Origin of the sequence: Litorimonas sp. WD9-15 (assembly GCF_050271975.1) — a bacterium.
GTDB lineage: Bacteria > Pseudomonadota > Alphaproteobacteria > Caulobacterales > Maricaulaceae > Litorimonas.
Map to the genome: position 1 here is coordinate 2,558,020 of NZ_CP189850.1, position 25,173 is coordinate 2,583,192.

Annotated in this window: 20 protein-coding genes; 16 read left to right on the top strand and 4 right to left on the bottom strand. The window is 55.1% G+C overall.

The window, feature by feature from the left end:
• Positions 1–58 precede the first annotated feature (58 nt).
• The 16 genes from ACP9M6_RS12075 to ACP9M6_RS12150 all read left to right on the top strand — a co-directional run bounded on the left by ACP9M6_RS12075 (position 59) and on the right by ACP9M6_RS12150 (position 22,701).
• Positions 59–9,121 carry a peptidoglycan-binding protein gene (locus ACP9M6_RS12075; protein WP_427451434.1) on the top strand — a complete coding sequence of 3,021 codons (9,063 nt, stop codon included), beginning with the start codon at positions 59–61 and terminating at the stop codon, positions 9,119–9,121.
• A 233-nt stretch (positions 9,122–9,354) separates the two neighbouring features.
• The gene (gene rplU / locus ACP9M6_RS12080) at positions 9,355–9,666 is read left to right on the top strand and encodes a 50S ribosomal protein L21 (RefSeq protein WP_427451436.1); all 312 of its coding nucleotides are present in this window, start codon (positions 9,355–9,357) and stop codon (positions 9,664–9,666) included.
• 32 nt (positions 9,667–9,698) lie between these two features.
• Positions 9,699–9,965 (top strand): 50S ribosomal protein L27, encoded by a 267-nt coding sequence (gene rpmA, locus ACP9M6_RS12085; RefSeq protein WP_427451438.1) that lies wholly within the window; start codon positions 9,699–9,701, stop codon positions 9,963–9,965.
• Between the two features lie 140 nt (positions 9,966–10,105).
• Positions 10,106–10,669 (top strand): GNAT family N-acetyltransferase, encoded by a 564-nt coding sequence (locus ACP9M6_RS12090; RefSeq protein ID WP_427451440.1) that lies wholly within the window; start codon positions 10,106–10,108, stop codon positions 10,667–10,669.
• A 9-nt stretch (positions 10,670–10,678) separates the two neighbouring features.
• Entirely contained in the window at positions 10,679–11,761 is a 1,083-nt protein-coding gene (gene obgE / locus ACP9M6_RS12095; RefSeq protein WP_427451442.1) for a GTPase ObgE, read from the top strand.
• Entirely contained in the window at positions 11,762–12,865 is a 1,104-nt protein-coding gene (gene proB / locus ACP9M6_RS12100) for a glutamate 5-kinase (RefSeq protein WP_427451444.1), read from the top strand.
• Positions 12,865–14,124 carry a glutamate-5-semialdehyde dehydrogenase gene (locus ACP9M6_RS12105; RefSeq protein ID WP_427451446.1) on the top strand — a complete coding sequence of 420 codons (1,260 nt, stop codon included), beginning with the start codon at positions 12,865–12,867 and terminating at the stop codon, positions 14,122–14,124. Before proB ends, ACP9M6_RS12105 begins: the two co-directional genes overlap by 1 nt.
• A gap of 16 nt (positions 14,125–14,140) precedes the next feature.
• Positions 14,141–14,698 (top strand): nicotinate-nucleotide adenylyltransferase, encoded by a 558-nt coding sequence (locus ACP9M6_RS12110; RefSeq protein WP_427454787.1) that lies wholly within the window; start codon positions 14,141–14,143, stop codon positions 14,696–14,698.
• A 113-nt stretch (positions 14,699–14,811) separates the two neighbouring features.
• Entirely contained in the window at positions 14,812–15,237 is a 426-nt protein-coding gene (rsfS, locus tag ACP9M6_RS12115) for a ribosome silencing factor (protein ID WP_427451447.1), read from the top strand.
• A 2-nt stretch (positions 15,238–15,239) separates the two neighbouring features.
• A complete protein-coding gene (locus ACP9M6_RS12120) occupies positions 15,240–15,722 on the top strand; it encodes a 23S rRNA (pseudouridine(1915)-N(3))-methyltransferase RlmH (protein WP_427451449.1) in 483 nt (160 codons plus the stop codon).
• A 48-nt stretch (positions 15,723–15,770) separates the two neighbouring features.
• On the top strand, positions 15,771–16,928 hold the full coding sequence (locus ACP9M6_RS12125) for a murein hydrolase activator EnvC family protein (RefSeq protein ID WP_427451451.1): 1,158 nt from the start codon (positions 15,771–15,773) through the stop codon (positions 16,926–16,928).
• Between the two features lie 81 nt (positions 16,929–17,009).
• Positions 17,010–18,323 (top strand): S41 family peptidase, encoded by a 1,314-nt coding sequence (locus ACP9M6_RS12130; RefSeq protein ID WP_427451452.1) that lies wholly within the window; start codon positions 17,010–17,012, stop codon positions 18,321–18,323.
• Positions 18,324–18,325: 2 nt separating this feature from the next.
• Complete coding sequence (locus ACP9M6_RS12135) at positions 18,326–19,627, top strand: S41 family peptidase (RefSeq protein WP_427451454.1); 1,302 nt, start codon at positions 18,326–18,328, stop codon at positions 19,625–19,627.
• Between the two features lie 53 nt (positions 19,628–19,680).
• Positions 19,681–20,814, top strand: a complete 1,134-nt coding sequence (locus ACP9M6_RS12140; RefSeq protein WP_427451455.1) for a divergent polysaccharide deacetylase family protein — start codon at positions 19,681–19,683, stop codon at positions 20,812–20,814.
• 4 nt (positions 20,815–20,818) lie between these two features.
• Positions 20,819–21,313, top strand: a complete 495-nt coding sequence (locus tag ACP9M6_RS12145; protein ID WP_427451457.1) for an RNA pyrophosphohydrolase — start codon at positions 20,819–20,821, stop codon at positions 21,311–21,313.
• Between the two features lie 14 nt (positions 21,314–21,327).
• A complete protein-coding gene (locus ACP9M6_RS12150) occupies positions 21,328–22,701 on the top strand; it encodes a TCR/Tet family MFS transporter (RefSeq protein WP_427451459.1) in 1,374 nt (457 codons plus the stop codon).
• On the opposite strand, the gene ACP9M6_RS12155 is transcribed toward ACP9M6_RS12150, so the two are convergent.
• The 4 genes from ACP9M6_RS12155 to ACP9M6_RS12170 all read right to left on the bottom strand — a co-directional run bounded on the left by ACP9M6_RS12155 (position 22,676) and on the right by ACP9M6_RS12170 (position 25,165).
• The gene (locus ACP9M6_RS12155) at positions 22,676–23,509 is read right to left on the bottom strand and encodes a metallophosphoesterase (RefSeq protein WP_427451461.1); all 834 of its coding nucleotides are present in this window, start codon (positions 23,507–23,509) and stop codon (positions 22,676–22,678) included. The genes ACP9M6_RS12150 and ACP9M6_RS12155 overlap by 26 nt on opposite strands.
• A gap of 9 nt (positions 23,510–23,518) precedes the next feature.
• Positions 23,519–24,061 carry an MOSC domain-containing protein gene (locus ACP9M6_RS12160; protein ID WP_427451462.1) on the bottom strand — a complete coding sequence of 181 codons (543 nt, stop codon included), beginning with the start codon at positions 24,059–24,061 and terminating at the stop codon, positions 23,519–23,521.
• A gap of 25 nt (positions 24,062–24,086) precedes the next feature.
• On the bottom strand, positions 24,087–24,638 hold the full coding sequence (locus ACP9M6_RS12165) for a hypothetical protein (protein ID WP_427451464.1): 552 nt from the start codon (positions 24,636–24,638) through the stop codon (positions 24,087–24,089).
• A gap of 128 nt (positions 24,639–24,766) precedes the next feature.
• Positions 24,767–25,165 (bottom strand): F0F1 ATP synthase subunit epsilon, encoded by a 399-nt coding sequence (locus tag ACP9M6_RS12170; RefSeq protein WP_427451466.1) that lies wholly within the window; start codon positions 25,163–25,165, stop codon positions 24,767–24,769.
• Positions 25,166–25,173: the final 8 nt, after the last annotated feature.

Sequence of the window (25,173 nt, forward strand, 5' to 3'; positions counted from 1 at the left end):
CTGGAGGGTTCGCATGTCGCGACTAAACAAAACTGAAGACTTTGGGGGTTTTCGTAATATGAAACGTACACTTTTAATGGCCGCATCGGCCGCAGTTCTTGCTGCACCATCATTCGCGCAGGAATTGCCCCCGGGTAATCCGCTTCCAGGCGAATGTTTCGCACGGGTCATCGTGCCCGCGCAGTACACGACATCGACAGAGCAAGTTGTTCTGCGTCAGGCTGGCGAAGAGATTCGTAAAATTCCTGCAACAATGGAAACCGTCACTGAGCGCGTTCTTGTTCAAGAAGAAAGCTATGAGCTTGTTGTTGCGGGCGGTGGTTCCATCATCCCGGGTCGTGGCACAGTCACCGTTACGATTAACGGCACACCTTACACAATCGACTCCGCCAGAACCGTCACAAATGCTTCCGGCCAACGCATCGGCTCTGTTGATGCCTCCGGCAACATCGTCGGCACGAACGGAAACGTTCTGGCAGCAAATGCTGTTAACCCGCTGACATTGATCGGCACAGGCTCTTCGCGGACGCGTCTCGTGGTTGGCGGAACGACTTATTCAGTCGCCTCCAACGGAACCGTTTATAACGCCTCCGGATCTTCAATCGGCTCGCTCGACAATTCAGGCAACATCGTCGCCTCCGGCGGTCGAGTTGTTTCCCGCTCCGCGGTCAACGCTTACGGTCCCGGTTCAACATCCGGCGCACCAACATTCCGCACAGTCACAGAGACTGTCGTGGTTCAGGAAGCGTCGACAGAACTCGTCGCAGTTCCAGCCGTCTACGAAACAGTCTCCGAGACTGTCGTTGTTCAGCCTGCATCTGTTGAATATGTGACAATCCCACCTGTCTATGAGGATTACACAGAAACAGTCGTCGTTCAGGAAGCCGCTACAGAGTTGGTCACAATCCCGGCGACGTTTGAAACTGTCACCGAAACAGTTGTCGTTAAAGATGCGGTCAAAGAGCTCGTCACAATCCCGGCGACATTTGAAACTGTCACTGAAACAGTTGTCGTTCAGCCAGCGGGTGTTGAGTACACAACAATTCCGGCGACATTCGAGACTGTGACTGAGCAAGTTGTTGTTCAGGATGCGTCTACAGAGCTCGTCACAATCCCAGCGACATATGAAACCGTCACAGAGACAGTTGTTGTCCAAGAGGCCTCAACAGAACTCGTTACAATCCCTGCGACTTTCGAGACAGTCAACGAGACAATCGTTGTTCAGGAAGCGTCTACAGAGCTGGTCACTATTCCGGCGACATTTGAGACTGTGACTGAAACAGTCGTCGTTCAGCCGGCTTCTGTTGAATATACAACTGTCCCAGCCGTCTTTGAGACCGTGTCCGAGACAATCGTTGTTCAAGAAGCTGCGACTGAGCTCGTCACGATCCCGGCGACTTTCGAGAACGTGACAGAAACTGTCGTTGTTCAAGAAGCAACAACAGAACTTGTTACAGTCCCACCTGTTTTTGAAACTGTCAGTGAAACAGTCGTTGTTCAGGAAGCGTCCACACAATTGGTGACGATCCCTGCGACATTCGAAACTGTCACAGAAACAGTCGTCGTTCAGCCGGCCTCCGTTGATTACACAGTTATCCCTGCTGAATATGAAACTTACAACGAGACAATCGTTGTTCAGGAAGCCAGCACAGAGCTTGTTTCCATACCTGCAACTTTCGAGACTGTCTCCGAGACTGTCGTGGTTCAGCCTGCAACGGTTGAATATGTTGTTGTGCCGCCTGTTTATGACACAGTCACCGAGACAGTTGTTGTTCAGGAAGCCTCCACAGAGCTCGTCACAATCCCGGCGACATTTGAAACTGTCTCTGAAACTGTCGTCGTAACACCTGCGACTGTCGAGTATGTTGCGGTTCCAGCGGTTTATGAAACCGTTCAGGAGCCCATCATTGTTCAGGAAGCGTCAACAGAGATGGTGACAATTCCAGCGACATTCGAAACGGTCACTGAAACAGTCGTCGTTCAGCCCGCTGGCGTCGAATACGTGTCCGTTCCTGCGGAATTCGAGACATATAACGAAACAATCGTTGTCCAAGAGGCGTCAACAGAACTGGTCACAATTCCGGCCACATTTGAGACTGTCACAGAAACAGTCGTTGTTCAGCCTGCAACGGTTGAATATGCGGCCGTTCCTGCCGTCTATGAGACTGTATCCGAGCCTGTTATCGTTCAGGAAGCGTCCACAGAACTCGTCACAATCCCTGCCACGTTTGAGACTGTGACTGAAACAGTCGTCGTTCAGCCGGCATCTGTGACTTATGAAACTGTCCCGGCCGTGTTTGAGACTGTGTCCGAGACAATCGTCGTTCAGGAAGCGTCGACTGAAATGGTCACGATCCCTGCGACATTCGAAACAGTGAATGAAACTGTTGTCGTCCAGCCTGCTTCCGTCACTTATGAAGTCATCCCGGCTGTCTATGAGACAGTTCAAGAAGCCGTTGTCGTGCAAGAGGCCTCTTCCGAGATGGTGTCTATTCCAGCGACATTCGAAACGGTCACTGAAACAGTCGTCGTCCAACCTGAAACAGTTGAGTATGTGACTGTTCCAGCCAAGTTCGAGACCTATGAGGAAACGATCGTTGTTCAGGAAGCGTCCACAGAGCTGGTCACAATCCCTGCAACATTCGAGACTGTGACTGAAACTGTCGTCGTCCAGCCTGCTGGCGTCGAATATGTGACTGTCCCAGCCGTGTTCGAGACAGTCCAAGAGGCGGTCGTCGTTCAGGAAGCGTCTACAGAGCTCGTCACGATCCCGGCGACATTCGAAACTGTGACTGAAACTGTCGTCGTCCAGCCTGCAACAGTCGAATATGTGACTGTCCCGGCTGTCTATGAGACCGTTCAGGAAGCGGTTGTTGTTCAGGAAGCGTCCTCTGAAATGGTCGCAATCCCAGCAACATTCGAAACCGTCACAGAAACAGTTGTCGTCCAGCCCGCTGGCGTCGAATATGTGACGGTTCCAGCCGAATATGAAACTGTCACAGAGAACGTCATCGTTCAGGAAGCGTCCACAGAACTGGTCGCTATCCCGGCAACTTTCGAGACGGTCACTGAAACAGTTGTCGTTCAGCCTGCCTCTGTCACTTACGAAACAGTCCCGGCTGTGTTCGAAACAGTGAACGAGACCATCGTTGTTCAGGAAGCCAGCACAGAGTTGGTGACTATCCCGGCAACTTTCGAGACTGTGTCTGAAACAGTCGTCGTTCAGCCTGCCTCCGTGACTTACGAGACAATCCCAGCTGTCTTCGAGACTGTTCAGGAAACTATCGTCGTTCAGGAAGCGTCCACAGAGCTTGTCACTATTCCAGCGACATTCCGTGATGTGACAGAAACAGTCGTCGTTCAGGAAGCGTCCACAGAGCTCGTCTCTATCCCGGCAACTTTCGAGAACGTGACTGAGACTTACGTCGTTCAGGAAGCCACTACAGAGCTCGTCTCCGTTCCGGCCACTTATGAGACTGTCACAGAGACAGTCGTCGTTCAGCCTGAAACTGTTGAGTATGTTTCCGTTCCTGCCGTCTATGAGACTTACAACGAAACCATCGTTGTTCAGGAAGCGTCCAGTGAGCTCGTCTCCATTCCAGCTACGTTCGAAAACGTGACGGAAACAGTCGTCGTTCAGCCGGCAACAACAGAGCTCGTCGCGGTTCCGGCCACGTTTGAAACTGTCTCCGAGACTGTCGTTGTGAAAGAAGCCACAACAGAGCTTGTCTCCGTTCCGGCGACATTCAAAAACGTTACAGAGACTGTCGTTGTTCAGCCTGAAACGGTTGAATATGTCACTATTCCTGCGGAATATGAGACTTACAACGAGACCATCGTTGTTCAGGAAGCCTCCACAGAGCTCGTCTCTGTTCCGGCGACTTTCCGCAACGTCACTGAAACTGTCGTCGTTCAGGAAGCCAGCACGGAGCTTGTCTCCATTCCGGCGACTTACGAGACCGTCACAGAGACTGTCGTTGTTCAGCCTGAAACCGTTGAATATGTCGCTGTCCCTGCGAAATTCCGCACGGAAAGCCAGACATATATCCAACAGGAAGCTGCCAACCAGCTGACAATCATCCCTGCGACATATGAAACCGTCACAGAGACTATCGTTGTTCAGGAAGCGTCAACACGCGTTGAAGTCGTTCCGGCCACGTACCGTACTGTCACTGAGACAGTTGTTGTGACCGAAGCACGGACTGAAATCGACGTCATCCCGGCCAAATATGAAACACGTTCTGAGCGCGTTCTCATCGAGCCGGCACGTGAAGAGTGGAAGCCTGGTAGCCAAGCGATCAACTCCGGCGCCTTTACCGGCGGACGGGTTAATACGGCGACACGCGGACAGTTCACTGTCTTTAACGGCGTCTCCGAGCAGGTTGTTGAATCAACTGAAACGATCGTGAACCAGACAGGTGAAATCCTCTGTCGTGTTCTGATCCCGGCCAAGTACAAGACGATCACGAAACAGGTTATCGTCTCTCCGGCCCGTGCCGTTGAGCGCACAATTCCTGCCGTGACCCGTCAGATCACACGTCGTGTCGTTGACCAGGAAGCCACAACTCGTGAAATTCCGGTTCCAGCAGTCACGGAAACACTCACACGTCGTGTTGTGAAGACACCGGCCCGCGTCGTTGATGCAGGTGGTTCAACCTTCGCAGGCGGAACACGGATCAGCGGTTTTGTTGATGCCAACCGCGATGGTCGTGATGACCGTGATGGCTTGAACGCCGGCGATGCTTCCAGTGCAGACCGTGCGGCAGGCGGATCACGCCTCGTCGGTGGCAATGGTTCGGCTAACATCAATGGCGGTCAGTTCGGCCAGCGCGTTGGTTCGGTCGAGACACGTGTTGTTGCTGAAGAGGCTAAAGTTGTTGAGCGTCGTATCCCGGCGGTCACGAAGACTCTGACCCGTCGTGTTGTGAAGACACCAGCGTCAACAACTCAGCGTCAAATCCCGGCTGTTACTGACACGGTTACACGTCGTGTCGTTGCAACACCTGCTTCGACACAAGAGCGTCGTATTCCTGCGGTCACGAAGACGGAAACACGCCGTCGTGTGAAAACACCGGCCCGTACATCTGAGCGTCGTATCCCGGCGGTCACGAAGCAGGTCACACGTCGTGTTGTGGATCGCCCAGCGTCCACAACAGAGCGTCGTATCCCGGCGGTCACGAAAGTTGAGACACGCCGCGTCGTGAAGACACCGGCCTCAACAATCGAGCGTCAGGTGCCAGCGGTTACGCAACAAGTCACACGTCGCGTCGTCAAAACGCCAGCGTCCACGACACAGCGTGCTGTGCCAGCGGTTACGAAGGTGGAAACACGTCGTCGGATTAAGACACCTGCCTCAACAGCAGAACGTCGCATCCCAGCTGTTACGAAGACTGTCTCCCGCCGTGTTGTGAAGACACCGGCTTCGACAATTGAGCGTAATGTTCCAGCGGTCACGAAAACACGCACACGCCGTGTTGTGAAAACGCCAGCGGCCACGACAGAGCGTCGTATCCCAGCTGTGACACAGACTGTGACACGCAAGGTCGTCGATCGTCCGGCGTCTACGCAAGAGCGTACCATCCCGGCTGTCACGAAGACGGAAGCCCGTCGCGTCGTCAAGACCCCTGCCCGTACGGTTGAGCGCACAGTTCCTGCCGTCACGAAGCAAGTGTCCCGTCGTGTTGTGAAGACACCGGCCTCTACGTCCGAGCGTCGTATCCCGGCTGTGACAAAAACTGAGGCGCGTCGTGTTGTGAAGACACCGGCCCGCACAATTGAGCGCACAATCCCGGCTGTCACGAAGCAAGTGTCACGTCGCGTCGTCAAGACGCCAGCGGCCACAACACAGCGTGCTGTGCCTGCGATCAGCAAGCCACAGACCCGTCGCGTCATCAAAACACCGGCCCGCACGATTGAACGTGCAACGCCGGCGGTCACGAAACAGGTCACACGTCGTGTTGTAAAAACACCGGCTGCGACAACTGAGCGTCGTATCCCGGCCGTCACGAAGATGGAAACACGCCGCGTCGTCAAAACACCGGCGTCGACTATCGAACGTAACGTTCCAGCGGTCACGAAGCAGGTTTCGCGTCGTGTCGTGAAAACGCCAGCCGCGACAACTGAGCGTCGTATCCCGGCCGTCACGAAGATGGAAACACGTCGTGTCGTCAAGACACCGGCGTCAACTGTCGAACGGACCGTCCCGGCGATTACGAAGCAAGTGTCCCGTCGTGTCGTGAAAACACCGGCGGCGACAACTGAGCGTCGTGTTCCGGCGATCACGAAGACGGAAACACGTCGTCGTATCGCAACGCCAGCCGCTACGGTTGAGCGTCGTGTACCAGCGGTCACGAAGCAAGTGTCCCGTCGTGTCGTCAAGACACCGGCTGCGACAACTGAGCGTCGTATCCCGGCTGTCACGAAGATGGAAACACGCCGCGTCGTCAAGACCCCTGCCCGTACGGTGGAGCGCACAGTTCCTGCCGTCACGAAGCAAGTGTCCCGTCGTGTCGTGAAAACGCCAGCGTCCACACAAGAACGTCGTATTCCGGCTGTCACAAAGCAGGAAACACGTCGTGTCGTGAAAACGCCAGCGGCAACCATTGAACGTGCCGTTCCAGCCGTGACGAAACAGGTCTCCCGTCGTGTTGTGAAAACACCGGCGGCGACAACTGAGCGTCGCATCCCGGCTGTCACAAAGATGGAAACACGTCGTGTCCTCAAGACACCGGCGGCAACTGTTGAGCGGACCGTACCAGCGGTCACGAAGCAAGTGTCCCGTCGTGTCGTGAAAACGCCAGCGGCCACGACAGAGCGTCGCGTCCCTGCGATCACGAAAACGGAAGCCCGTCGTCGCGTCAAAACACCGGCTCGCACAATTGAACGTGCAACACCGGCTGTGACGAAGACTGTCTCCCGTCGTGTTGTCAAAACACCGGCGGCGACAACTGAGCGTCGCATTCCAGCAGTCACGAAGATGGAAACACGTCGTGTTGTCAAAACACCGGCGTCGACTGTCGAGCGCACAATCCCGGCGGTCACCCGCCAGGTTGAGCGTCGTGTCGTGAAAACACCGGCCTCTACAACAGAGCGTCGTATCCCGGCTGTGACTAAGCAGGAAACACGTCGTGTTGTGAAAACGCCGGCGGCAACGATTGAACGGACTGTTCCAGCCGTCACGAAGACTGTCTCCCGCCGTGTCGTCAAGACACCGGCAGCGACGACACAACGTGCCGTGCCAGCAATCACGAAGACTGAGACACGTCGTCGGATTAAGACACCGGCCCGTACAGTCGAGCGCACAATCCCGGCGGTCACGAAAGCTGTTACACGTCGTGTCGTGAAGACACCGGCGGCAACAACTGAGCGTCGTGTCCCGGCGATCACGAAGCAGGTTCAACGTCGTGTCGTGAAGACACCGGCTGTGACAACTGAGCGTCGTATCCCGGCGGTTACGAAGCAGGAAACACGTCGTGTTGTGAAGACGCCTGCGTCTACAACAGAGCGTCGTATCCCGGCCGTGACCAAGCAGGAAACACGCCGCGTCGTGAAGACACCGGCCCGTACGGTGGAACGCACAGTTCCAGCGGTCACGAAGCAAGTGTCCCGTCGTGTTGTGAAGACACCAGCCTCTACGACAGAGCGTCGTATCCCGGCTGTGACCAAGCAACAGCAGCGTCGTGTTGTGAAGACACCGGCGTCGACAACAGAGCGTCGTATCCCGGCTGTGACCAAGCAAGTGACCCGTCAGGTCGTGAAAACACCTGCACGGACAACGGAACGGGCTATCCCGGCTCGGACACAGACTGTTGAGCGTCGTGTTGTGAAGACACCGGCCCGGACAGTTGAGCGTGCAACGCCAGCCGTCACGAAGCAGGTCACGCGTCGCGTCGTCAAGACACCGGCTGCGACGACTGAGCGGACAATCCCGGCCGTGACAGATACTGTCACACGTCGCGTGATGAAGACGCCAGCGTCCACAACGGAACGTCGTATCCCGGCCGTCACGAAAACGGAAACACGTCGCCGCGTCAAAACACCGGCTACAACGCAAGAGCGTCGTATCCCGGCGGTTACACGTGAAGTCACGCGCCGCGTCGTCAAGACACCGGCGACAACGACTGAGCGTCGTATTCCGGCGGTCACGAAGACGGTAACACGTCGCGTCGTTGATGGTGCACCGCGGATTGAGCGTCGTGTCATCCCGGCCCGCTATGAGACAATCCAGGTTCAGCGCGTTGCCACACCGGCCCGCACGGAAACGATTGCCATACCGGCTCAGTTCGGCACGATTGAACGTCGGACACAGACATCCCCTGAGAAAGCCGAATGGCGTCAGGTCCTCTGTGAAGCGAATGCCAATGTGACAGTCATCCGCGCCATCCAACGTGCCCTGCAAACGCAAGGTTACTATAATGGTGCACTTGACGGACAGCTGGGTCGCCAGACTTATGCGGCGGTTGAGGCGTTCCAGACAGCTCGTGGCTTGTCCACAGGTGGTCTGACACTCCGTACTGTTGATGCTCTGGGTGTTGATTGGCGCTCCATGGTCTCCGGCACAAATGTCGGTATCAATGGCGGCTTCACAACAGGCGGAACGACGACCGGTACGACAGGTGGCTTCACCACCGGGACCACGGTCACGACAACAACATCCGGCTATACAGTCGGCTCTGACAATGTTGTCCGCACCGGCGCCGGCCAAGTTCTTGGAACGCTTCGCGCCAACGGCGACGTTGTGAACTCCTCTGGTCAGGTCGTCCTTCGCGGCTTCTCCGCAGGTGGCGGATCGACGACAGGCTACACAATCGGTTCTGATAACTCCGTCCGCGATGCGAGCGGTAATCTTATCGGAACGCTCCGTACAAATGGAGATGTTGTGAACTCTTCAGGACAAGTCGTCATCAGCGGTCTGTCCACAACAGCGGCAACATCCGGAAGTAACCTTCTGAATGGCGGCACTGTTGGATCAGCAGTGACCAGCGTCACGTCCGGCGATTACACGGTCCGCGCTGACGGTACGGTCGTTGACACATCCGGAAACGTCATCGGTCAGGTCAATGCGAATGGCGAAATCATCGCCAATGGCCAAGTCATTGGTCGGGTTCGCCCGCGTAACTAAGCCCTCGCGCTTATAACAAAATTTGCCCCGTCGGCTTTCAGTCGGCGGGGCTTTTTGCTGTCAAAACATCGCTTTTCAAAGCTGAGGCCAAAGTCATCCTATGATTGACAGAGGGGCTCCGGTCTTTATAAGGGCGACGAATTGGCCGCCGCGGGATTCGCCCAGCGCGGCTTTTATGTATTTAGGACCGTGTACCCTCGTAGGAGGATCACTTAGAAGAACAGGAAAATGCCATGTTCGCAGTCATACAGACCGGCGGTAAGCAATATAAGGTCGCCAAAGACGACATCATCATCGTCGAAAAGCTCGACGCCGAAACCGGAAAGAAAGTCTCTTTCGATGACGTGCTGATGCACGGCGCGGGCGGCGACGTTAAAGTTGGCGAGCCTCTCGTCAAAGGCGCTTCCGTCACTGGCGAAGTTCTTGAGCAACGCAAAGGTGACAAAGTCATCGTGTTCAAGAAAAAGCGTCGTCAGAACTATCGCCGCAAGAAAGGACACCGTCAGCTCGAGACAGTCGTCCGCATCACAGGCATCAAGGGCTAAGGCCCCCTCACAACAATTCGCAGGAGTTAGACATGGCACATAAAAAAGCTGGTGGTTCATCCAATAACGGTCGCGACAGTGCAGGCCGTCGCCTTGGCGTCAAGAAATCCGGCGGCCAAGCCGTCATTCCAGGTAACATCATCATTCGTCAGCGCGGCACTAAATATTATCCGGGCGCCAATGTTGGCATGGGTAAAGATCATACTCTTTTCGCCCTTACGGAAGGCCGCGTCTCGTTTACAACAAAACGCAATGCGCGCACATATGTGTCCGTCGACCTCCCGGCAGCCGCAGAATAAAGACCTGAATATTTTCGGGTCACCGCCAAATAGGCGACCCGATTAAAGAACAGCAGGGAAATCGGGCTCGCTCGATTTCCTTTTTTTATGCCGCAAATAAAGACAAGCGGTCCCCTGCTGACAATTCCGGGAGGATTGTCATGCGTGATGTTTTGAAAACCGAAAGACTGGTTTTACGCCAGATCGAAAATAGCGATGCCGAGAGTTTTGCCGAACTCGCGAATGATCGCGATATCGCGCGCATGACGGGCAGCTTCCCCTACCCTTTCCCGCGCCTTTCCGTCGAATTCAAAGTCATGTATCTGCGCGCACAGAAACGCCGCGGCATTGGCAATGCCTATGCCGTGACAGAAATTGGACAGGATAAATTAATCGGCGTTGCGGACCTCTTCCGCGCAGATACGGCTCAGCCTTGGGAACTCGGCTATTGGATCGGACGTCCCTATTGGGGCAAAGGCTATATCACAGAGGCCTGTGCGGTTTTACTAGCGGAACTCGAAACACAACACGGTCCGCAGAGGGTCGCAGCAGGTGTTTTCACGGACAATCCGGGAAGCCAACGCGTGCTGGAAAAGCTGGGCTTTCAGAAAGACGGGGCGACGGACATGTTCTTCTCCATGGCGAGACTGAAGAAGGCACCATCACACAATTACATCAGGTCTGCAAAGACCTCTGTTCTAGCCAAGTCGGACATGGACGCGTAAGGACCTCTCATGAAATTCCTCGATCAAGCCAAGATATTCGTGAAGTCCGGTAATGGGGGCGGCGGATCTGTCTCCTTTCACCGGGAGAAGTTCGTCGCCTTTGGTGGCCCCAATGGCGGGGATGGCGGACGCGGCGGTCACGTTTGGCTGGAAGCGACCCGCAGCCTGAACACGCTCATTGATTATCGTTTCAAACAGCATTTCAAGGCCAAGACTGGGATGCATGGGATGGGTCGGGATCGTCACGGTGCGGCCGCAGACGATATCGTCCTGAAAGTTCCCGTCGGCACGCAGGTCATTGAGGCCGAAACGGATGAAGTCCTCGTCGATCTGACGGAAGACGGCGAACGCGTGCTCCTCGCCAAAGGCGGCAATGGTGGCTGGGGAAATGCCCGTTTCAAAAGCTCCACCAACCAAGCACCGCGTAAGGCTAATCCGGGCGAAGAAGGCGAAGAAAAATGGATTTGGCTTCGCCTGAAACTCATCGCGGATGCGGGCCTCATCGGCCTCCCCAATGCCGGAAAATCGACTTTTCTTTCCACTGTTACAGCGGCCAAACCAAAAACAGCAGATTATCCCTTCACGACGCTTCACCCACATTTGGGTGTTGTCAGTATGGGCGCAGCGGAACGGTTCGTCATCGCCGACCTGCCCGGATTGATCGAAGGCGCGGCAGAAGGCGCAGGTCTTGGCCACCGCTTCCTCGGCCATGCGGAACGGTGCGCCGCGATCCTGCACTTGGTCGCGGGCACCTCGGAAGACCCGGTTGGCGATTACCTGACGATCCGTAAAGAGTTGGAAGAGTATGATGAGAGCTTCGAGGACAAACCCGAAGTCATCGCCCTGTCCAAATGCGACGCGTTAAGCGCGGACAGGATTGCGGAATTACAGGACGAGATGGAGGCCAAATGTGGCCAACGCCCTCTCCCGATGTCCTCCGTTGCGCAACAAGGGCTCACCCCTGTCCTCGCGGCTCTCTATCAGCATGTCGAAATTCGGCGAGCGGACGAAGAAGATGAACGCGCGGAAAAACGCCGCCTTCAAGCCGTCGCGAGTGGTGAAATCGAAGATGTCAAAGGCTGGACGCCATAAATGCTGACGGATGTCGAGACACTCGTCATCAAAATTGGCTCTGCCATCCTTGTGGACGCGGAGACAAGCCGTTTGCGAGAAGACTGGCTGGAGGCCCTCGCGCTTGACCTCTCCGCTTTACAGGATAAGCGCATCATCCTCGTGTCTTCAGGTGCCATTGCCTTAGGACGGCAGAGGCTCGGACTATTTGGAAAATCTCTCACACTGGCACAAAAACAAGCTTGCGCGGCAGCGGGGCAATCTCGGCTCACACGCGCCTATGAGGATGCGTTAGGCGCGCGTGGGATTGTCACGGCGCAAGCCCTGCTGACGCTGAATGATACGGAACATCGCCGCCGCTGGCTGAACGCGCGGTCCACCTTGGAAACATTGCTGGACTTGAAAGCCATCCCGATCATCAATGAAAACGATACCGTTGCGACGGATGAGATTAGGTATGGCGATAATGATCGCCTCGCCGCGCGGACGGCGCAGATGATTGGCGCGGACATGCTGATTTTGCTCTCCGATATTGACGGCCTCTACACGGCGGACCCGCGCAAGGATGCGGGGGCAAAACATCTCCCGGTCATCACGTCTCTCACGGACGAGATCAAAGCCATGGGCGGCGAACCCAATGCCGCAACAGGCATGGGCACGGGCGGCATGGCCACAAAACTCGCGGCGGCTGACATCGCAACCTCCGCCGGATCTGACATGGTGATTTGTGACGGGCGAGAGCCCGGTGCGCTGGCAAAGCTTTGGTCCGGTGGGCGCCATTCACTGTTCAAAGCCAAAGACAACCCAAGGAAAGCCCGCGCACAATGGATTGGCGGGACGTTGAAGCCCTGTGGTTGCGTCACGATTGATAAAGGTGCGCTGAAAGCCTTGCGCGACGGAAGCAGTCTTCTGCCCGCCGGTGTGACCTCGGTCTCAGGCACGTTTGAAAAAGGTGACGCCGTCTCTATTCTATCCGATGGACAGGAAATCGCACGCGGGCTCATCGCCTATGATCATCCGCAAGCCGACCGGATTAAAGGGCTGAAATCGGGTGAAATCTCCGCCGTTCTTGGATATGAAAATGGAGCGGCGCTCATCCACCGCGATAATTTGGTAATGCTCTGATGACTGATCTTCAAAAATATATGGGTGAGCTCGGCGCTCAAGCGAAAGCCGCTTCGGCCACGCTGCGGCTCGCAAGTGAAGCCCAACGTAATGATGCTCTGAGCGCGATGGCGACGGAAATTCGCGCCCGTGAGGCAGATATACTCTCGGCCAATGCGGCAGATATGACGGCGGCGGACAGCAAAGGCCTTTCGGCCGCCATGCTGGATCGTCTCAAACTCGACGCGGACCGGGTCGCCGGTATCGCCAAAGGTCTTGACGATATTGCCGCCCTGCCAGACCCTGTTGGCGCGGTGGAGAAAAGCTGGACACAGCCCAATGGCCTCATTTTTCACAAGGTCCGCGTCCCCATCGGTGTGATCGCCATGATCTATGAGTCGCGTCCAAATGTGACGGCGGATGCGGGCGGGCTCTGCGTGAAATCCGGCAATGCCTGTGTTCTGCGCGGTGGGTCGGAAAGCGCAAGGTCCAACGCCGCCATTCACGCGGCCCTGCAAGCTGGATTAACACAAGCCGGGCTCCCCGAAACGTCAATTAATCTCGTCAACACAACGGACCGCGCGGCTGTCGGCGAAATGTTGCGTGGCCTGAATGAGACGATCGATATTATCATCCCACGCGGCGGGAAAGGCCTTGTAGCCCGTGTGCAGGAAGATGCCCGCGTCCCGGTCCTCGCGCATTTGGAAGGATTGAATCACAGTTATGTCCATACCGACGCAAACATGAAGATGGCATTGCAACTCATTGAAAATGCTAAACTTCGCCGCACAGGTGTTTGCGGTTCGACCGAAACACTCTTAGTCGATTATTTAATTGCTGACTCTTTTTTACCGCTGCTGAAAGGTCAAATTGGCGAAAATTGTGAATTGCGCGGCGACACACGCGCACAGAAAGTTCTGCCAGGGATAACGCCCGCAACAGATGCAGATTTCGCGACGGAACATCTGGCAGCGATTCTAAATATCGCAGTTGTCGACGGCCTGGACGACGCGCTCGCCCATATCGCAAAATATGGCAGCGGACATACGGATGCAATCATCACGGAAGATGCCGCCGCCGCGCAAACCTTCCTCGATTCAGTCGACAGCGCCATCGTCCTCCACAATGCCTCAACCCAATATGCCGATGGCGGTGAATTTGGGTTTGGCGCTGAAATCGGCATTGCGACGGGCCGCCTTCATGCGCGCGGGCCTGTGGGCGCGGAACATTTGACGACTTATAAATATCAGGTGCGCGGGACTGGCCAAGCCAGACCATGAGGGTCAGACTATAATTATCTCGGTCGGACTTTTCGGCGGGTCATTTAATCCCGCACATGGCGGACATCTTCATGTCGCGCGGGCAGGTTTGCGTGAATTGCAATTGGACGAAATCTGGTGGCTCGTCAGTCCGCAAAATCCGCTCAAGCCCGAACAGCCGAGTTGGGAGAGTCGCGCGGAAACCGTGCTTAGTCTGCCGCTACCCGCACGGATGAAAGTTAGCGATGTCGAACGCCAATATGAGACGCAATATACGGTCGACCTGTTGCGAACCCTAAAAACACGCCAGCCCGATAAGCGCTTCGTGTTTATGATGGGCGCGGATAATTTGGCACAATTACCAAAATGGAAAGGCTGGCGAGAGATTGTGGAAACCATCCCGATTGCGGTGATTGCCAGACCGGGCTCCCCCATCAAAGCCCGCTTGAGTCAAGCGGCCCGTCAATATGACTTTGCGCGTCTACCGGAAGATCAGGCCCACGCACTAAAAGACTTCACAGCGCCCGCTTGGACCTACCTGACTCTACCGCTGGATAAACGCAGTTCTTCCGCTATACGCGCCCGCACCGCATAGCTGCGTTTAAAATTGCAGAGTTGGCCACAGGCCACTATCTATGCTAGCCAATATGAAGACCATGATTTCATCTCCAGGAGAGACCTCTGACCACCTCTAATTCCAAGCCATTCGTGCCCGAAACGCCTGCGAGCGTCACGGTCAAAGACAATCCGGACTCACGGGCGCTCTCCGACTTTATTCAAAGCGTGCTGGACGAAAATTCTGCACAGGATGTCATTGAAATTGATGTTCGCGGAAAGTCCTCCATTGCGGATTATCTCATTGTCGCCTCCGGTCGGTCCAATCGTCATGTCTCGGCTTTGGCTGACTATGTTCAGCGCGGACTGAAAGAACGCGGTCTGAAAGATCTCGGCGTTGAGGGGCAACAAGCCAGCGACTGGGTCCTGATCGATGCCGGTGACGTCATTTTGCACGTCTTCCGACCCGAAGTCCGCGTCTTCTATAATCTCGAGAAAATCTGGTCCGTTCCCCTCCCCGAAGGGCTGCAGAATGTGAGACAGGAAGCGCCCGACGACACGCCTCTGCCTCAAGGCTAATCATGAAGATCATCCTTCGAGCGGGCGGCGTTTTACGGAACGGTCCCGAATATGACCTCGTGAAGGATTACATCACGCGGGCCCAGGGCCTTGCGAGAGGCACAGGGTTCCTCGCCGTCGAAGAACAGGGTGTTGACTTAAAAGGTCAGCATGACCGCGCGGCGGAAACTGCAAAACTCCTCTCCGGTATTGGCCCGTCTGACGAACTGATAATACTCGACGAACGCGGCAGGAGTCCGAAATCCAGAGAGATTGCGAAACATTTCTCCAACCTCCGCGATGACGGGATTGGGTCAACCTATATCCTCATTGGCGGCGCGGATGGGTTTGATCCTGCGACGATCAAGGATTTACGCCCCGGTCGCATCACACATTGGAGCTTTGGGTCACAAACTTGGCCCCATAAAATGGTCCGCGTTATGGCGGCAGAACAAATTTACCGCGCCCTCTCAATCCTCGCAGGGACGCCCTATCATCGGGACTGATCGCATCGCGGTTAACGCCAAGTAAAGCCTATCGCGCGATAGGACACTATGCGCTTTGCCCTCGCCATATCCCTTGCCTTGCTCCTTTCGCCTGCCGCCTTTGCGCAGACCGCGAGCGATGTGGATGTTCTGACCAAGAAGGAACAAGCGGCACGGGATAAAACGAAACAGTTGGAAGCGGAGCGTCAAGAGGTTCGGAAAGATATTTCAAGCCTCAAACAACAACTCTCAAAGACAGCCAGAGAAGCCCAGTCTGTCGAAGCGGAGCTGAGCGCATTGGAAAGCCAGACAGAAGAGCTGACATCCCGCGCCGCGTCTCTACAGTCTCGTATATCGGCGGATAAAGCCAAATATACCGAGCTCCTTGCGGCCCTCCAGCGCTTGGAAGCCACCCCCCCGCCAACCCTCGCTCTCTCCCCGCGCGATGCGAGAGAGGCCGCTATGGCCGGGCGGCTGATGGCTAATTTATCGGCTCAGTTAAAAGAGAGAGCGGAAGCACTAGCTCTGAACCTAACAGCTTTGGACGTGACGCAATCGCAACTCGTAATCAAACAGGCAGAACTCGGCACGGTACGGGATCGCCTTAGGCGGCGTCAGGCCGAGGTTGAGACGGGTCTGAAATCCAAAGGGCAATTGGAGGCCAAACTTTCCGATGAACGCTCCGCCGCGGCGAAAGAAGCGGACCGGTTGGCCGCAGAGTCAAAATCCCTCCTCGACCTCATTGCAAAACTGGAAGCCGAGGCCATGCGCGTGGTCCCCCGTGCGAAGCCGGGGCGTGGCGCAGCGCCTGCTGCCCCCGTGACCCTGCCCAAAGGCACAAAGCGCTTTGCGGAAGCCAAGGGCGGGATGATCCGTCCGGTTTCGGGACAGATTATCAAAAAATACGGTCGCGGGGAAAAAGGGCTCACCATTGCGGGTCGCGCCAATGGACAGGTCCTTGCACCCTATGCCGGACGCGTGGAATTTTCCGGACCTTTTAAGAATTATGATAATGTCATCATCCTGAATGTCGGGGATGGTTATTTCGTCCTTCTAACGGGGCTGGAACGCCTAAATGTCGGTGCGGGCGATGATGTGCGGCGTGGTGAACCCGTGGGTGCCCTACCCGGCGACAGCCAACCCGAGATCTATATCGAACTCCGCAAAAACGGCTCCCCCGTTGATCCAGCGCCCTGGCTCGCCCCGAATGACGTTAAATCTGGTTAAGCATGTCACTTAATCGCAGTAATTTGACTGGCAAAGCGCAAATCGCCTGTCTAAGTGTTGAGGACTAGCTGGAGTAATCGTGTGAAATTTGTTCTACCCGCCCTTGGTTCTGTCGCCGCAGTGGCCCTGTTTGCCTTTTCGACAACGCAGCAATCCGCTGTTGCCGTTGAACGCCCCGCCTATGACGACACATTCGAGCAGTTGGAACTCTTCGCTGATGTCCTCGCCCGCGTCCGCAGTCAATATGTTGTTGATGTCGATGATAGCGAGCTGATTGAGGATGCGATGAACGGGATGCTGGCCTCGCTAGATCCGCATTCCTCCTATATCAACGCGGAAGCCTTTCGCGATATGCGCATGGACACCAAAGGTGAATATGGCGGCCTCGGCATGGAAGTCACAATGGAAGACGGCTTTGTCAAAGTCATCTCACCGATTGACAATACCCCCGCCAAAGAAGCCGGCATTTTAGCCGGAGATTTCATCACGGAAATCGAAGGCAAGTCCTTGCTTGGCGCGACACTCTCTGAAGCCGTGGGTCAGATGCGCGGCAAACCAGGTGAGCCAATCAACATCACAATTGTCCGCGAAGGCGAAGACCCGATCACGCTCGACATCACCCGCGAAGTTATCAAACGCCAGATTGTGAAATTCGAAGACAAAGACGGTATCGGCTATATCCGCATTTCCCAATTTAACGAAAAAGCGGCAAACGGCCTGAAAGACGCGATTGCGTCACTTCAGCAGGAATATGGCGGGAAGATTCCCGGCCTCGTCCTGGACTTGCGCGGAAACCCCGGCGGCCTCCTGACTCAGTCTGTACAAGTCTCCTCCGTCTTTCTGGATGGCGGAGAAGTTGTCTCGACCCGCGGACGTCGTGCCGATGATGTAAACGTTTATAATGGCGAAAAAGGTCAGATGGCGAAGGGCGTTCCCCTCGTCGTTCTCGTGGACGGTGCGTCTGCGTCCGCCTCTGAAATCGTGGCTGGTGCGGTCCAAGATCGTGGGCGTGGTATCCTGATGGGTATGACGACGTTCGGCAAAGGCTCTGTCCAAGACGTCATTCCCCTTCGTGGCGGTCGAGACGGTGCATTGAAAATCACGACACAGCGTTATTATACGCCGCAGGGTCGCAGTATCCAGGGCGGCGGTATCGCGCCAGATATTGCTGTTTCTGCCATTCCGGATGATGGAGAGGAACGCCAGCGTTTTTCAGAATCCAGCCTCCCCAATGCGATTGCCAATGAGGATGACGAAGCCAATCTCGCGGAGGAGCTAACGATTGATTATCCGCCGGAAGATTTTGACGTGTCTGATGATTATCAGCTTCAAAAAGCGATCGAGCTTCTGAAATCCGGCACTTATGCAGAAAAACTGGCAGAGGTTCAGGGTTAGACATGCATAAGGCCCTGAAAGGGATATTGCTGGCAACCTGTTTGGCACTACCGCTCTCTGCGACTGCGGATGATGAGAAAAAGCCTGAAGCTATTTACGATCAAATGGAGGTTTTCGCGAACGTCCTATCGATTGTTCAGGAGAATTATGTCGAGGAGGTCGATACGGCGTCCTTGATTGAAAACGCCTTAAACGGGGCGCTGTCATCGCTGGATCCGCATTCCTCCTACGTCCCGCCCGTTCAATTTGTCGAACAGCGCGAATCTGCCCGCCGTGAATATGGCGGATTGGGGATCGAGGTCGTGTCCGAGGATGGATATGTCAAAGTCAATCATGCGCTTGAAGATGGTCCTGCCTATGAAGCCGGTATTCGGTCGGGCGACCTCATTTCTGCGGTCGACGGAGTCGTTATCAAGGACAAATCACTGGATGAAGCCGTCTCCGGCATGCGCGGACCAGAAGGTGAACCCGTGACGGTCACGGTCCTCTCCCCGGGTGAAATCCAGCGCGATGTGGTCGTCACACGCGCGATTGTGCGCGGCCGTGCCGTACGTCACCGTGTCGAACAAGGCGTTGGCTATATCCAGATCGAAACCTTCACAAATGATAATCTGACACGCGACACGAAACGTGCGCTCGCGGATATAGAACGTCAGCTCGGCGGTGATATTCCGGCCCTTGTGATCGACCTAAGGGGCAATCGGGGTGGACTGCTGACAGAAAGCGTGAGCATTTCCGGCCTCTTCCTCGATGGTGGTGAGGTCCTCTCCGCCCGTGGTCGGGATGGAAGCGATCATCAACGCTACAACGCCGAACGCGGCGAGCTTTATCCCGATATGAAAATCGCCGTGCTGATGAGCCCTGGCTCCGCCTCTGCCGCTGAAATCGTGGCGGGCGCATTGCAGGACCGTGGACGCGCGATTGTGGTGGGCCGCCGCAGTTTCGGGAAAGGGTCGGTTCAATCCGTCATCCCGTTGGGCCAGAGTGAAGGCGCACTCCGTCTGACAACGCAGAAATATTACACACCCTCAGGCAAATCCATTCAGGGACGAGGCATCTTGCCGGATGTTCTCGTCGCCTTTGTCGAGGATACAGGCGAGATCCGGTCCCGCTTCCGCGAAGACAGTCTCCGCAATTTCCTCATCAATCCTGATGAAACTGATTATGAGGAGAAATACGAGGACATCATCTATCCGCCAGAAGATCATCCGGATGATGAGGATTTTCAACTCAATAAGACGATCGAAATCCTCAAGACATCGCAATATCAAACGATATTAGACGCGCAGGATGAGCGGTTTTAATTGATCGCGGGTCGCGCGTTTACGCCGCCCCTTTTTCCCCATAAGAGCGAGTCATGCCGACCTCGTCCCCGACTCGCCGCGCCCCGCTGAAGCTGCCCTCCCGCCGCAATCACCTTGTATTGGCAGGAACTGTTTTACTGCTTGGTTTTGCCATTCCCGTTTTAGCCGCCCGTTTATTGGGTGACCCCATGGACGCCGTTGCAGGCGGCACAGTGGCTGTCGTCCAATTACCGCCTGCTGAACCTGTTTCGGCCTTGGATAACGAAACACTGGACACGCCGGACCTACTGGCGGGAGAAGTTCCTGACGGGGCAAATCCGACGGAAACCTTGTCGCCTGAACCCGCAACCCCCGCAGCAGATGCACCAGCCCCAGCATTACCCAAGGTCGTCTCTGCGGCCCTGCCTCCTGCCCCAATTGCGGGCCTGACGCGACAGGGACGGTTTGGTCCGGTCCCAAAATCCGGCGCGAGATCCGCACTGACAGAATATAAACGCCCATTCCGTGCGAAGTCTAACCGCGAACCCGTCTCCCTCATCATTGGTGGGCTTGGCCTGAACCGCATCCTGACGCAACGCGCCATTGATGAATTACCCCCCGATGTGACCCTGTCTTTCGCCGCCCATGCCACAGGCTTGCAGCGCTGGGTCGATGCGGCCAGACGGGCCGGTCATGAAGTCCTGATCGAAATTCCACTCGAGTCGACAAACTTTAATCCGCTCGAGCCCGGCGCAGATCGCGCGCTGCGGCTGGAGGCGACAGCGCAGGAAAATGCGCGCAATCTCGATTGGCTGCTCTCCCGATCGCAAGGTTATTTCGGTGTCACCAATTTTAACGGCGATGCCTTCCTGACCCGCACGGATGTGGCCGCGCCGTTTATGGACGCCCTCGCCGCGACGGGTCTGGGCTTTATTACAGACGGAGACTTCGAGACGCCGACACTTGGCGCGCTGGCGATCTCCGTCAATCAACCCTTCAAAGCCGGTCACGGATTGATCGACCCCAGCCCGGTTGAACCCGTTATCCAAGCGCGACTGACTGAGCTGACGGGTGCAGCGAAATCGGGGGGGCATCCGGTTGGCGTCGGCTATGCCTATGCCGAAACGTTACAGGAAGCACAGGCATGGATTGCGAGCCTCGACGGGCAAGGCCTTCAACTCACGCCAGCCTCTGCCGCTCTAAAGTAACGATATGTCCCGCAACAAAAAAGACTATCGCCGCAATGTCGGCGTCGTGATTTTCAACGCGCAAGGCCAAGTCTGGCTCGGCAAACGTTACAGTGAGGACGGCCCATATTGCTGGCAATTCCCACAGGGTGGGATGGACAAGGGAGAAAAACCCAAAGCCGCCGCCAAAAGAGAGTTATTCGAAGAAACGGGCCTAAAAGCTGACAGGATGGACTATCTCGGTCGGATTAAAGGGTGGCTCTATTACGATTTCCCACCGGAACTGCTGGCGCAGAAACGGAAGCGATTTAATAATATTGGACAGCGTCAGAAATGGTTTGCCTTTCGATATCACGGGGATGGCGCGGACGTGGACCTGACCGCGCATGGCGAACAGGAATTCTCTGACTGGCGCTGGGCAGACCTCAATACAATTGCGGATACAATCGTGCCGTTTAAGCGCGAGGTTTATGAACGACTCATCGTCGAATTTGCACCCTTCGCAAAGCCTATCCAATAGCTTAGGTCCGACGCATGGCTGGGACAGCTCCAAATTCAAAGAACGCATTGATGTTCGTTCTGATCACGGTGATGATCAATTCCGTCGGCTTCGGGATCATGATTCCTGTTCTGCCAAACCTCATCAAGGAACTGACGGGGTTGGAGAATAGCGAGGCCGTCTGGCATAGCGGCTATCTCACCCTGACATATGCGTTCCTGCAATTCATCTGCATGCCGATTGTTGGCGGATTATCAGATCGATTTGGGCGCAAACCCATCATGTTGATTTCCCTCGCCGGGTTAGCATTCGACTATTTCCTCATCGCCCTCGCCCCAACAATCGCGTGGCTCTATCTGGGCCGCGCCTTTTCAGGCATGTTCGGCGCAACCTTCTCGACCGCCAATGCCTATGTCGCGGATGTAAGCCCGCCTGAAAAACGCGCGCAGAACTTTGGTCTAATCGGTGCGAGCTTTGGCGTTGGCTTCCTCCTTGGTCCCGTCATTGGCGGAATATTGGGCGAATATGGCACGCGGGTCCCGTTCTACGCCGCAGGTATCATCTCGCTCATCAACGTCATTTACGGCCTGTTTTTTCTGCCGGAAACACTGGCCAAAACCAAGCGTCGTGCCTTCTCCATGAAACGCTCCAACCCGATTGGATCGCTGGTATCACTCGGGCGAATTAAAGGCGTGAAGAGCCTCATCTTTGTAATGTTCGTTTTAGCAACAGCTCACACAGTTTACCCAACGACCTATACATTTTCGACGATGGAAGGATTAGGCTGGACGCCCGGCGATGTCGGCTTCTCCCTAGGCGCATTTGCGGTTGCCTCTATGATTGTGCAAGGCGGATTAATTCGAATTATCATTCCGAAGATTGGCCTATTCTGGGCGGGCTTCATTGGCATCGTCTCTGCGGTTATAGGGTATACAATGATGGGCAGCGCGGATGCGGGCTGGATCATTTATGCGGCCGGCCCATTCGCAGCACTGGCCGGACTATACGGCCCCGCCCTGACCAATATGATGAGCAGCCGCGTCAGCGAGAGCGAACAGGGCGAGTTACAGGGGGCCATCGGTGCAGCACAGGGCTTGGCGCTCATGGCAGGCCCACTCGCTATGACGGGCGCCTTCTCGCTCTTTGGCGAAACCTCAAATCGCGCCCTGCGTCAGATGCAGGGCTTTCCAGAGAACCTAATTGGCGTCGGACAATATATGTTTGGCATGACGCAGACGCCCTATATTCCGGGGTCGCCCTTCCTCCTCGCGGCAGGACTATCCCTGCTGGCACTCATCACCTTCTTACTCGTGACCAATAAAACAGATCGCGACGCGCGCTACGCGCCGGACAACGCGGACTCAGATATTCAGGAAGACGGCTCTATTCCGGTGCCGGCTGTAGTGTAATCAAAACGATCTCAGGCGGACTACGAAAGCGGACAGGCAGGATGGATGTCCCTACTCCTGCACTCACAAAAACATCGACTCCACGGAGTTCTGAGAAACCATAACTATGTTCCGCGCTTAATCGTGTTGAATTCACCCGTCGCCCGATGAGCGGCAGGTTGACCTGCCCGCCATGCGTATGGCCTGCGACGGCAAGTACAGTATCAGACCGAAAACTCTCATAGGCTTGTGGTGAGTGCGTGAAGACGAGCGGATGTACATCTTGCGGACACTCTAAAAACGCGGATTTATCCGGCGTGGCCGTGTCATAATCGGCCAATCCGACGAGGCAAAGCCCCTCAAATATCGCGACGCTATTCTCAAGAATTGAGATGTCTGCATCCGCTAAAAGTTCTTGGACCTTTGCGGCCCCATACCAAGCATCGTGATTACCGAGAGTCGCAAAAGCCGGGGCTTGTAACGCCCCCAGATGGGACATACCGCTCATCACGGCGTCATTAAACGCGTCTGACTTATCTTCATGAGGGATGTGCCCATCGATGAAGTCACCGGGCAGGAGAACAATGTCGGGATTGAGGGCATTCATATCCCGCACCAATTTCGCGACGCGGTCCGGCGGAACATGCATCCCGCCAATATGGATATCGGTGATGAGCCCTATCCTGACTTCAGGGCCGGAATATTTATCAGAAACAAACGCGACCTGCCGGATTTTCAACTGGCGGGGTTCAATAAGGAGACCGTAAAGCACACAGGCCAGCGAAATTACGGCTAGCGCGACTATGGATTTAAAAATGACGCGCTTCATAAGCTCTGCTTAGACAGGTCTGAGCCGTTCATGCGGCGTATCAGGGAGAATAACCTCTATCGCATCACACGCTTTCACCTCTCCGCCCGTTAAAATAACGCCCATCACACCAGACTTTGGGAAAGGCTGACCCGATTCGTCTTTCGACAGGGTCGCTTTCATTAAGCCCGGCGCGATCCGGTTTAAGTATTTGCAAGGGTTACGCAGCCCGGTCACTTCAATAACCGCATCGCCAATTTTGAGATGGGTCCCACGCGGAAGATGTAAAATATTGAGACCTCGCGTTGTAATATTCTCGCCCATCTGTCCGGGTTCGACATTCATACCGTGCTCCGCGACCTCATCAAAGAGCTCCGCATGCATGAGATGCACCTGCCGCAAGTTCGGTGCGTCAGGGTTGCGGCGCTTGTCATAGCGATGCTGCACCGTCTTACCCGCATGCGCGTCGCCTTCAACACCCCACCCTGCGATGAGTTTAATATGTTCGCGAACGGGTTTGACGATATTGTGCTTATCATCTGCGGCAACGGCGATAACTTTGGGTGAGGACATTCATCAGCTATAGACGCTTCGCGTCTTAAGTGAAGGCTTGCCCTTGAGGTGTTGTGGCTTCAACTTTCATTGAGCACGCCCTCACAAAGGCATCTTTCTCAAGAAAACCGGGAAAGCATCCAGCTGGTATCACACAGTGAATTGTATCGGAGATAAATATGACATTTTTCTCCGTATCCCGCACAGCATAAAACGCATCCCAAGAATAACTTATCTCCCGGGCACGGTCAGAGACTTTGATACCGGTATCATCAACTTCGATAATTGATGAGAATTTTTGCGGAAGCTCATTTCCAGACTTGCGGTCAAGATGGGCTGAAAGCTTAGAGAAAATAAAAGTCTCATAAAAGCGCCCCGCCAAGACCAGAGCTCCGAAAAGCAAGATCGTTTGAAGAGCAAACGGGATATCCAAGGTCAAAAGGAAATACGAGATCGGGGCCCAAAGGCAAAATTGAACAACGTAAGCCGCCCAAATCAGTTGTGGTCCGCTACCCGCAGAATTGAGAATATTTCTAACCTCTAAGCCCCAACTGACAAAATCAGCATATGTGTAAGTATTTTCGAAACGGTAATTCATGCTTTGCGACTAGCAAAACTTTGTTACGGTTTTACAGTCGTTCAAAGTTAACGCTATTGATTAGGCTAAACTAAAACGGCCCCTCACCCGAAGGTAAGAGGCCATTCTAAAGTCAAATGATTGTGAGATTAAGCCGCTTTCCCGCCCAAAATACGGAGCATCGCATCGATATCGCGGGACAAGGCGACATGCGCGTCACCTTCGAGACTCGCGACCTGTTTTTGGGCACGTTCGATCCGTGATCTCAAATCATCATGATCAAGCTCGTCCATGTGAACGGATCGTTCCGCCAATATCGTCAAACCCGCAGGCGTTACATCGGCAAAGCCGCCTTGGACAAAATATTGATCCTCGACACCGTCCTTATAGACCGTAATCAAACCCGTGCTCAGTGCCGCCATGAGCGGGCTGTGGTTCGGCAAAATGCCAAGATCACCCTCTGTACCCGGCATATCGACTTGGTCAACATCACCGGAATAGAGTTCACGTTCCGGAGAAACGAGAGAGAATTTGAGTTTGTCAGCCATGATTGCCT

Excerpts from the sequence above, each read along its gene's own strand:
- ACP9M6_RS12075 (WP_427451434.1), top strand. The coding sequence starts at position 59 with ATGAAACGTACACTTTTAATGGCCGCATCGGCCGCAGTTCTTGCTGCA.
- rplU (WP_427451436.1), top strand. The coding sequence starts at position 9,355 with ATGTTCGCAGTCATACAGACCGGCGGTAAGCAATATAAGGTCGCCAAA.
- rpmA (WP_427451438.1), top strand. The coding sequence starts at position 9,699 with ATGGCACATAAAAAAGCTGGTGGTTCATCCAATAACGGTCGCGACAGT.
- ACP9M6_RS12090 (WP_427451440.1), top strand. The coding sequence starts at position 10,106 with ATGCGTGATGTTTTGAAAACCGAAAGACTGGTTTTACGCCAGATCGAA.
- obgE (WP_427451442.1), top strand. The coding sequence starts at position 10,679 with ATGAAATTCCTCGATCAAGCCAAGATATTCGTGAAGTCCGGTAATGGG.
- proB (WP_427451444.1), top strand. The coding sequence starts at position 11,762 with ATGCTGACGGATGTCGAGACACTCGTCATCAAAATTGGCTCTGCCATC.
- ACP9M6_RS12105 (WP_427451446.1), top strand. The coding sequence starts at position 12,865 with ATGACTGATCTTCAAAAATATATGGGTGAGCTCGGCGCTCAAGCGAAA.
- ACP9M6_RS12120 (WP_427451449.1), top strand. The coding sequence starts at position 15,240 with ATGAAGATCATCCTTCGAGCGGGCGGCGTTTTACGGAACGGTCCCGAA.
- ACP9M6_RS12125 (WP_427451451.1), top strand. The coding sequence starts at position 15,771 with ATGCGCTTTGCCCTCGCCATATCCCTTGCCTTGCTCCTTTCGCCTGCC.
- ACP9M6_RS12135 (WP_427451454.1), top strand. The coding sequence starts at position 18,326 with ATGCATAAGGCCCTGAAAGGGATATTGCTGGCAACCTGTTTGGCACTA.
- ACP9M6_RS12140 (WP_427451455.1), top strand. The coding sequence starts at position 19,681 with ATGCCGACCTCGTCCCCGACTCGCCGCGCCCCGCTGAAGCTGCCCTCC.
- ACP9M6_RS12145 (WP_427451457.1), top strand. The coding sequence starts at position 20,819 with ATGTCCCGCAACAAAAAAGACTATCGCCGCAATGTCGGCGTCGTGATT.
- ACP9M6_RS12150 (WP_427451459.1), top strand. The coding sequence starts at position 21,328 with ATGGCTGGGACAGCTCCAAATTCAAAGAACGCATTGATGTTCGTTCTG.
- ACP9M6_RS12155 (WP_427451461.1), bottom strand. The coding sequence starts at position 23,509 with ATGAAGCGCGTCATTTTTAAATCCATAGTCGCGCTAGCCGTAATTTCG.
- ACP9M6_RS12160 (WP_427451462.1), bottom strand. The coding sequence starts at position 24,061 with ATGTCCTCACCCAAAGTTATCGCCGTTGCCGCAGATGATAAGCACAAT.
- ACP9M6_RS12165 (WP_427451464.1), bottom strand. The coding sequence starts at position 24,638 with ATGAATTACCGTTTCGAAAATACTTACACATATGCTGATTTTGTCAGT.
- ACP9M6_RS12170 (WP_427451466.1), bottom strand. The coding sequence starts at position 25,165 with ATGGCTGACAAACTCAAATTCTCTCTCGTTTCTCCGGAACGTGAACTC.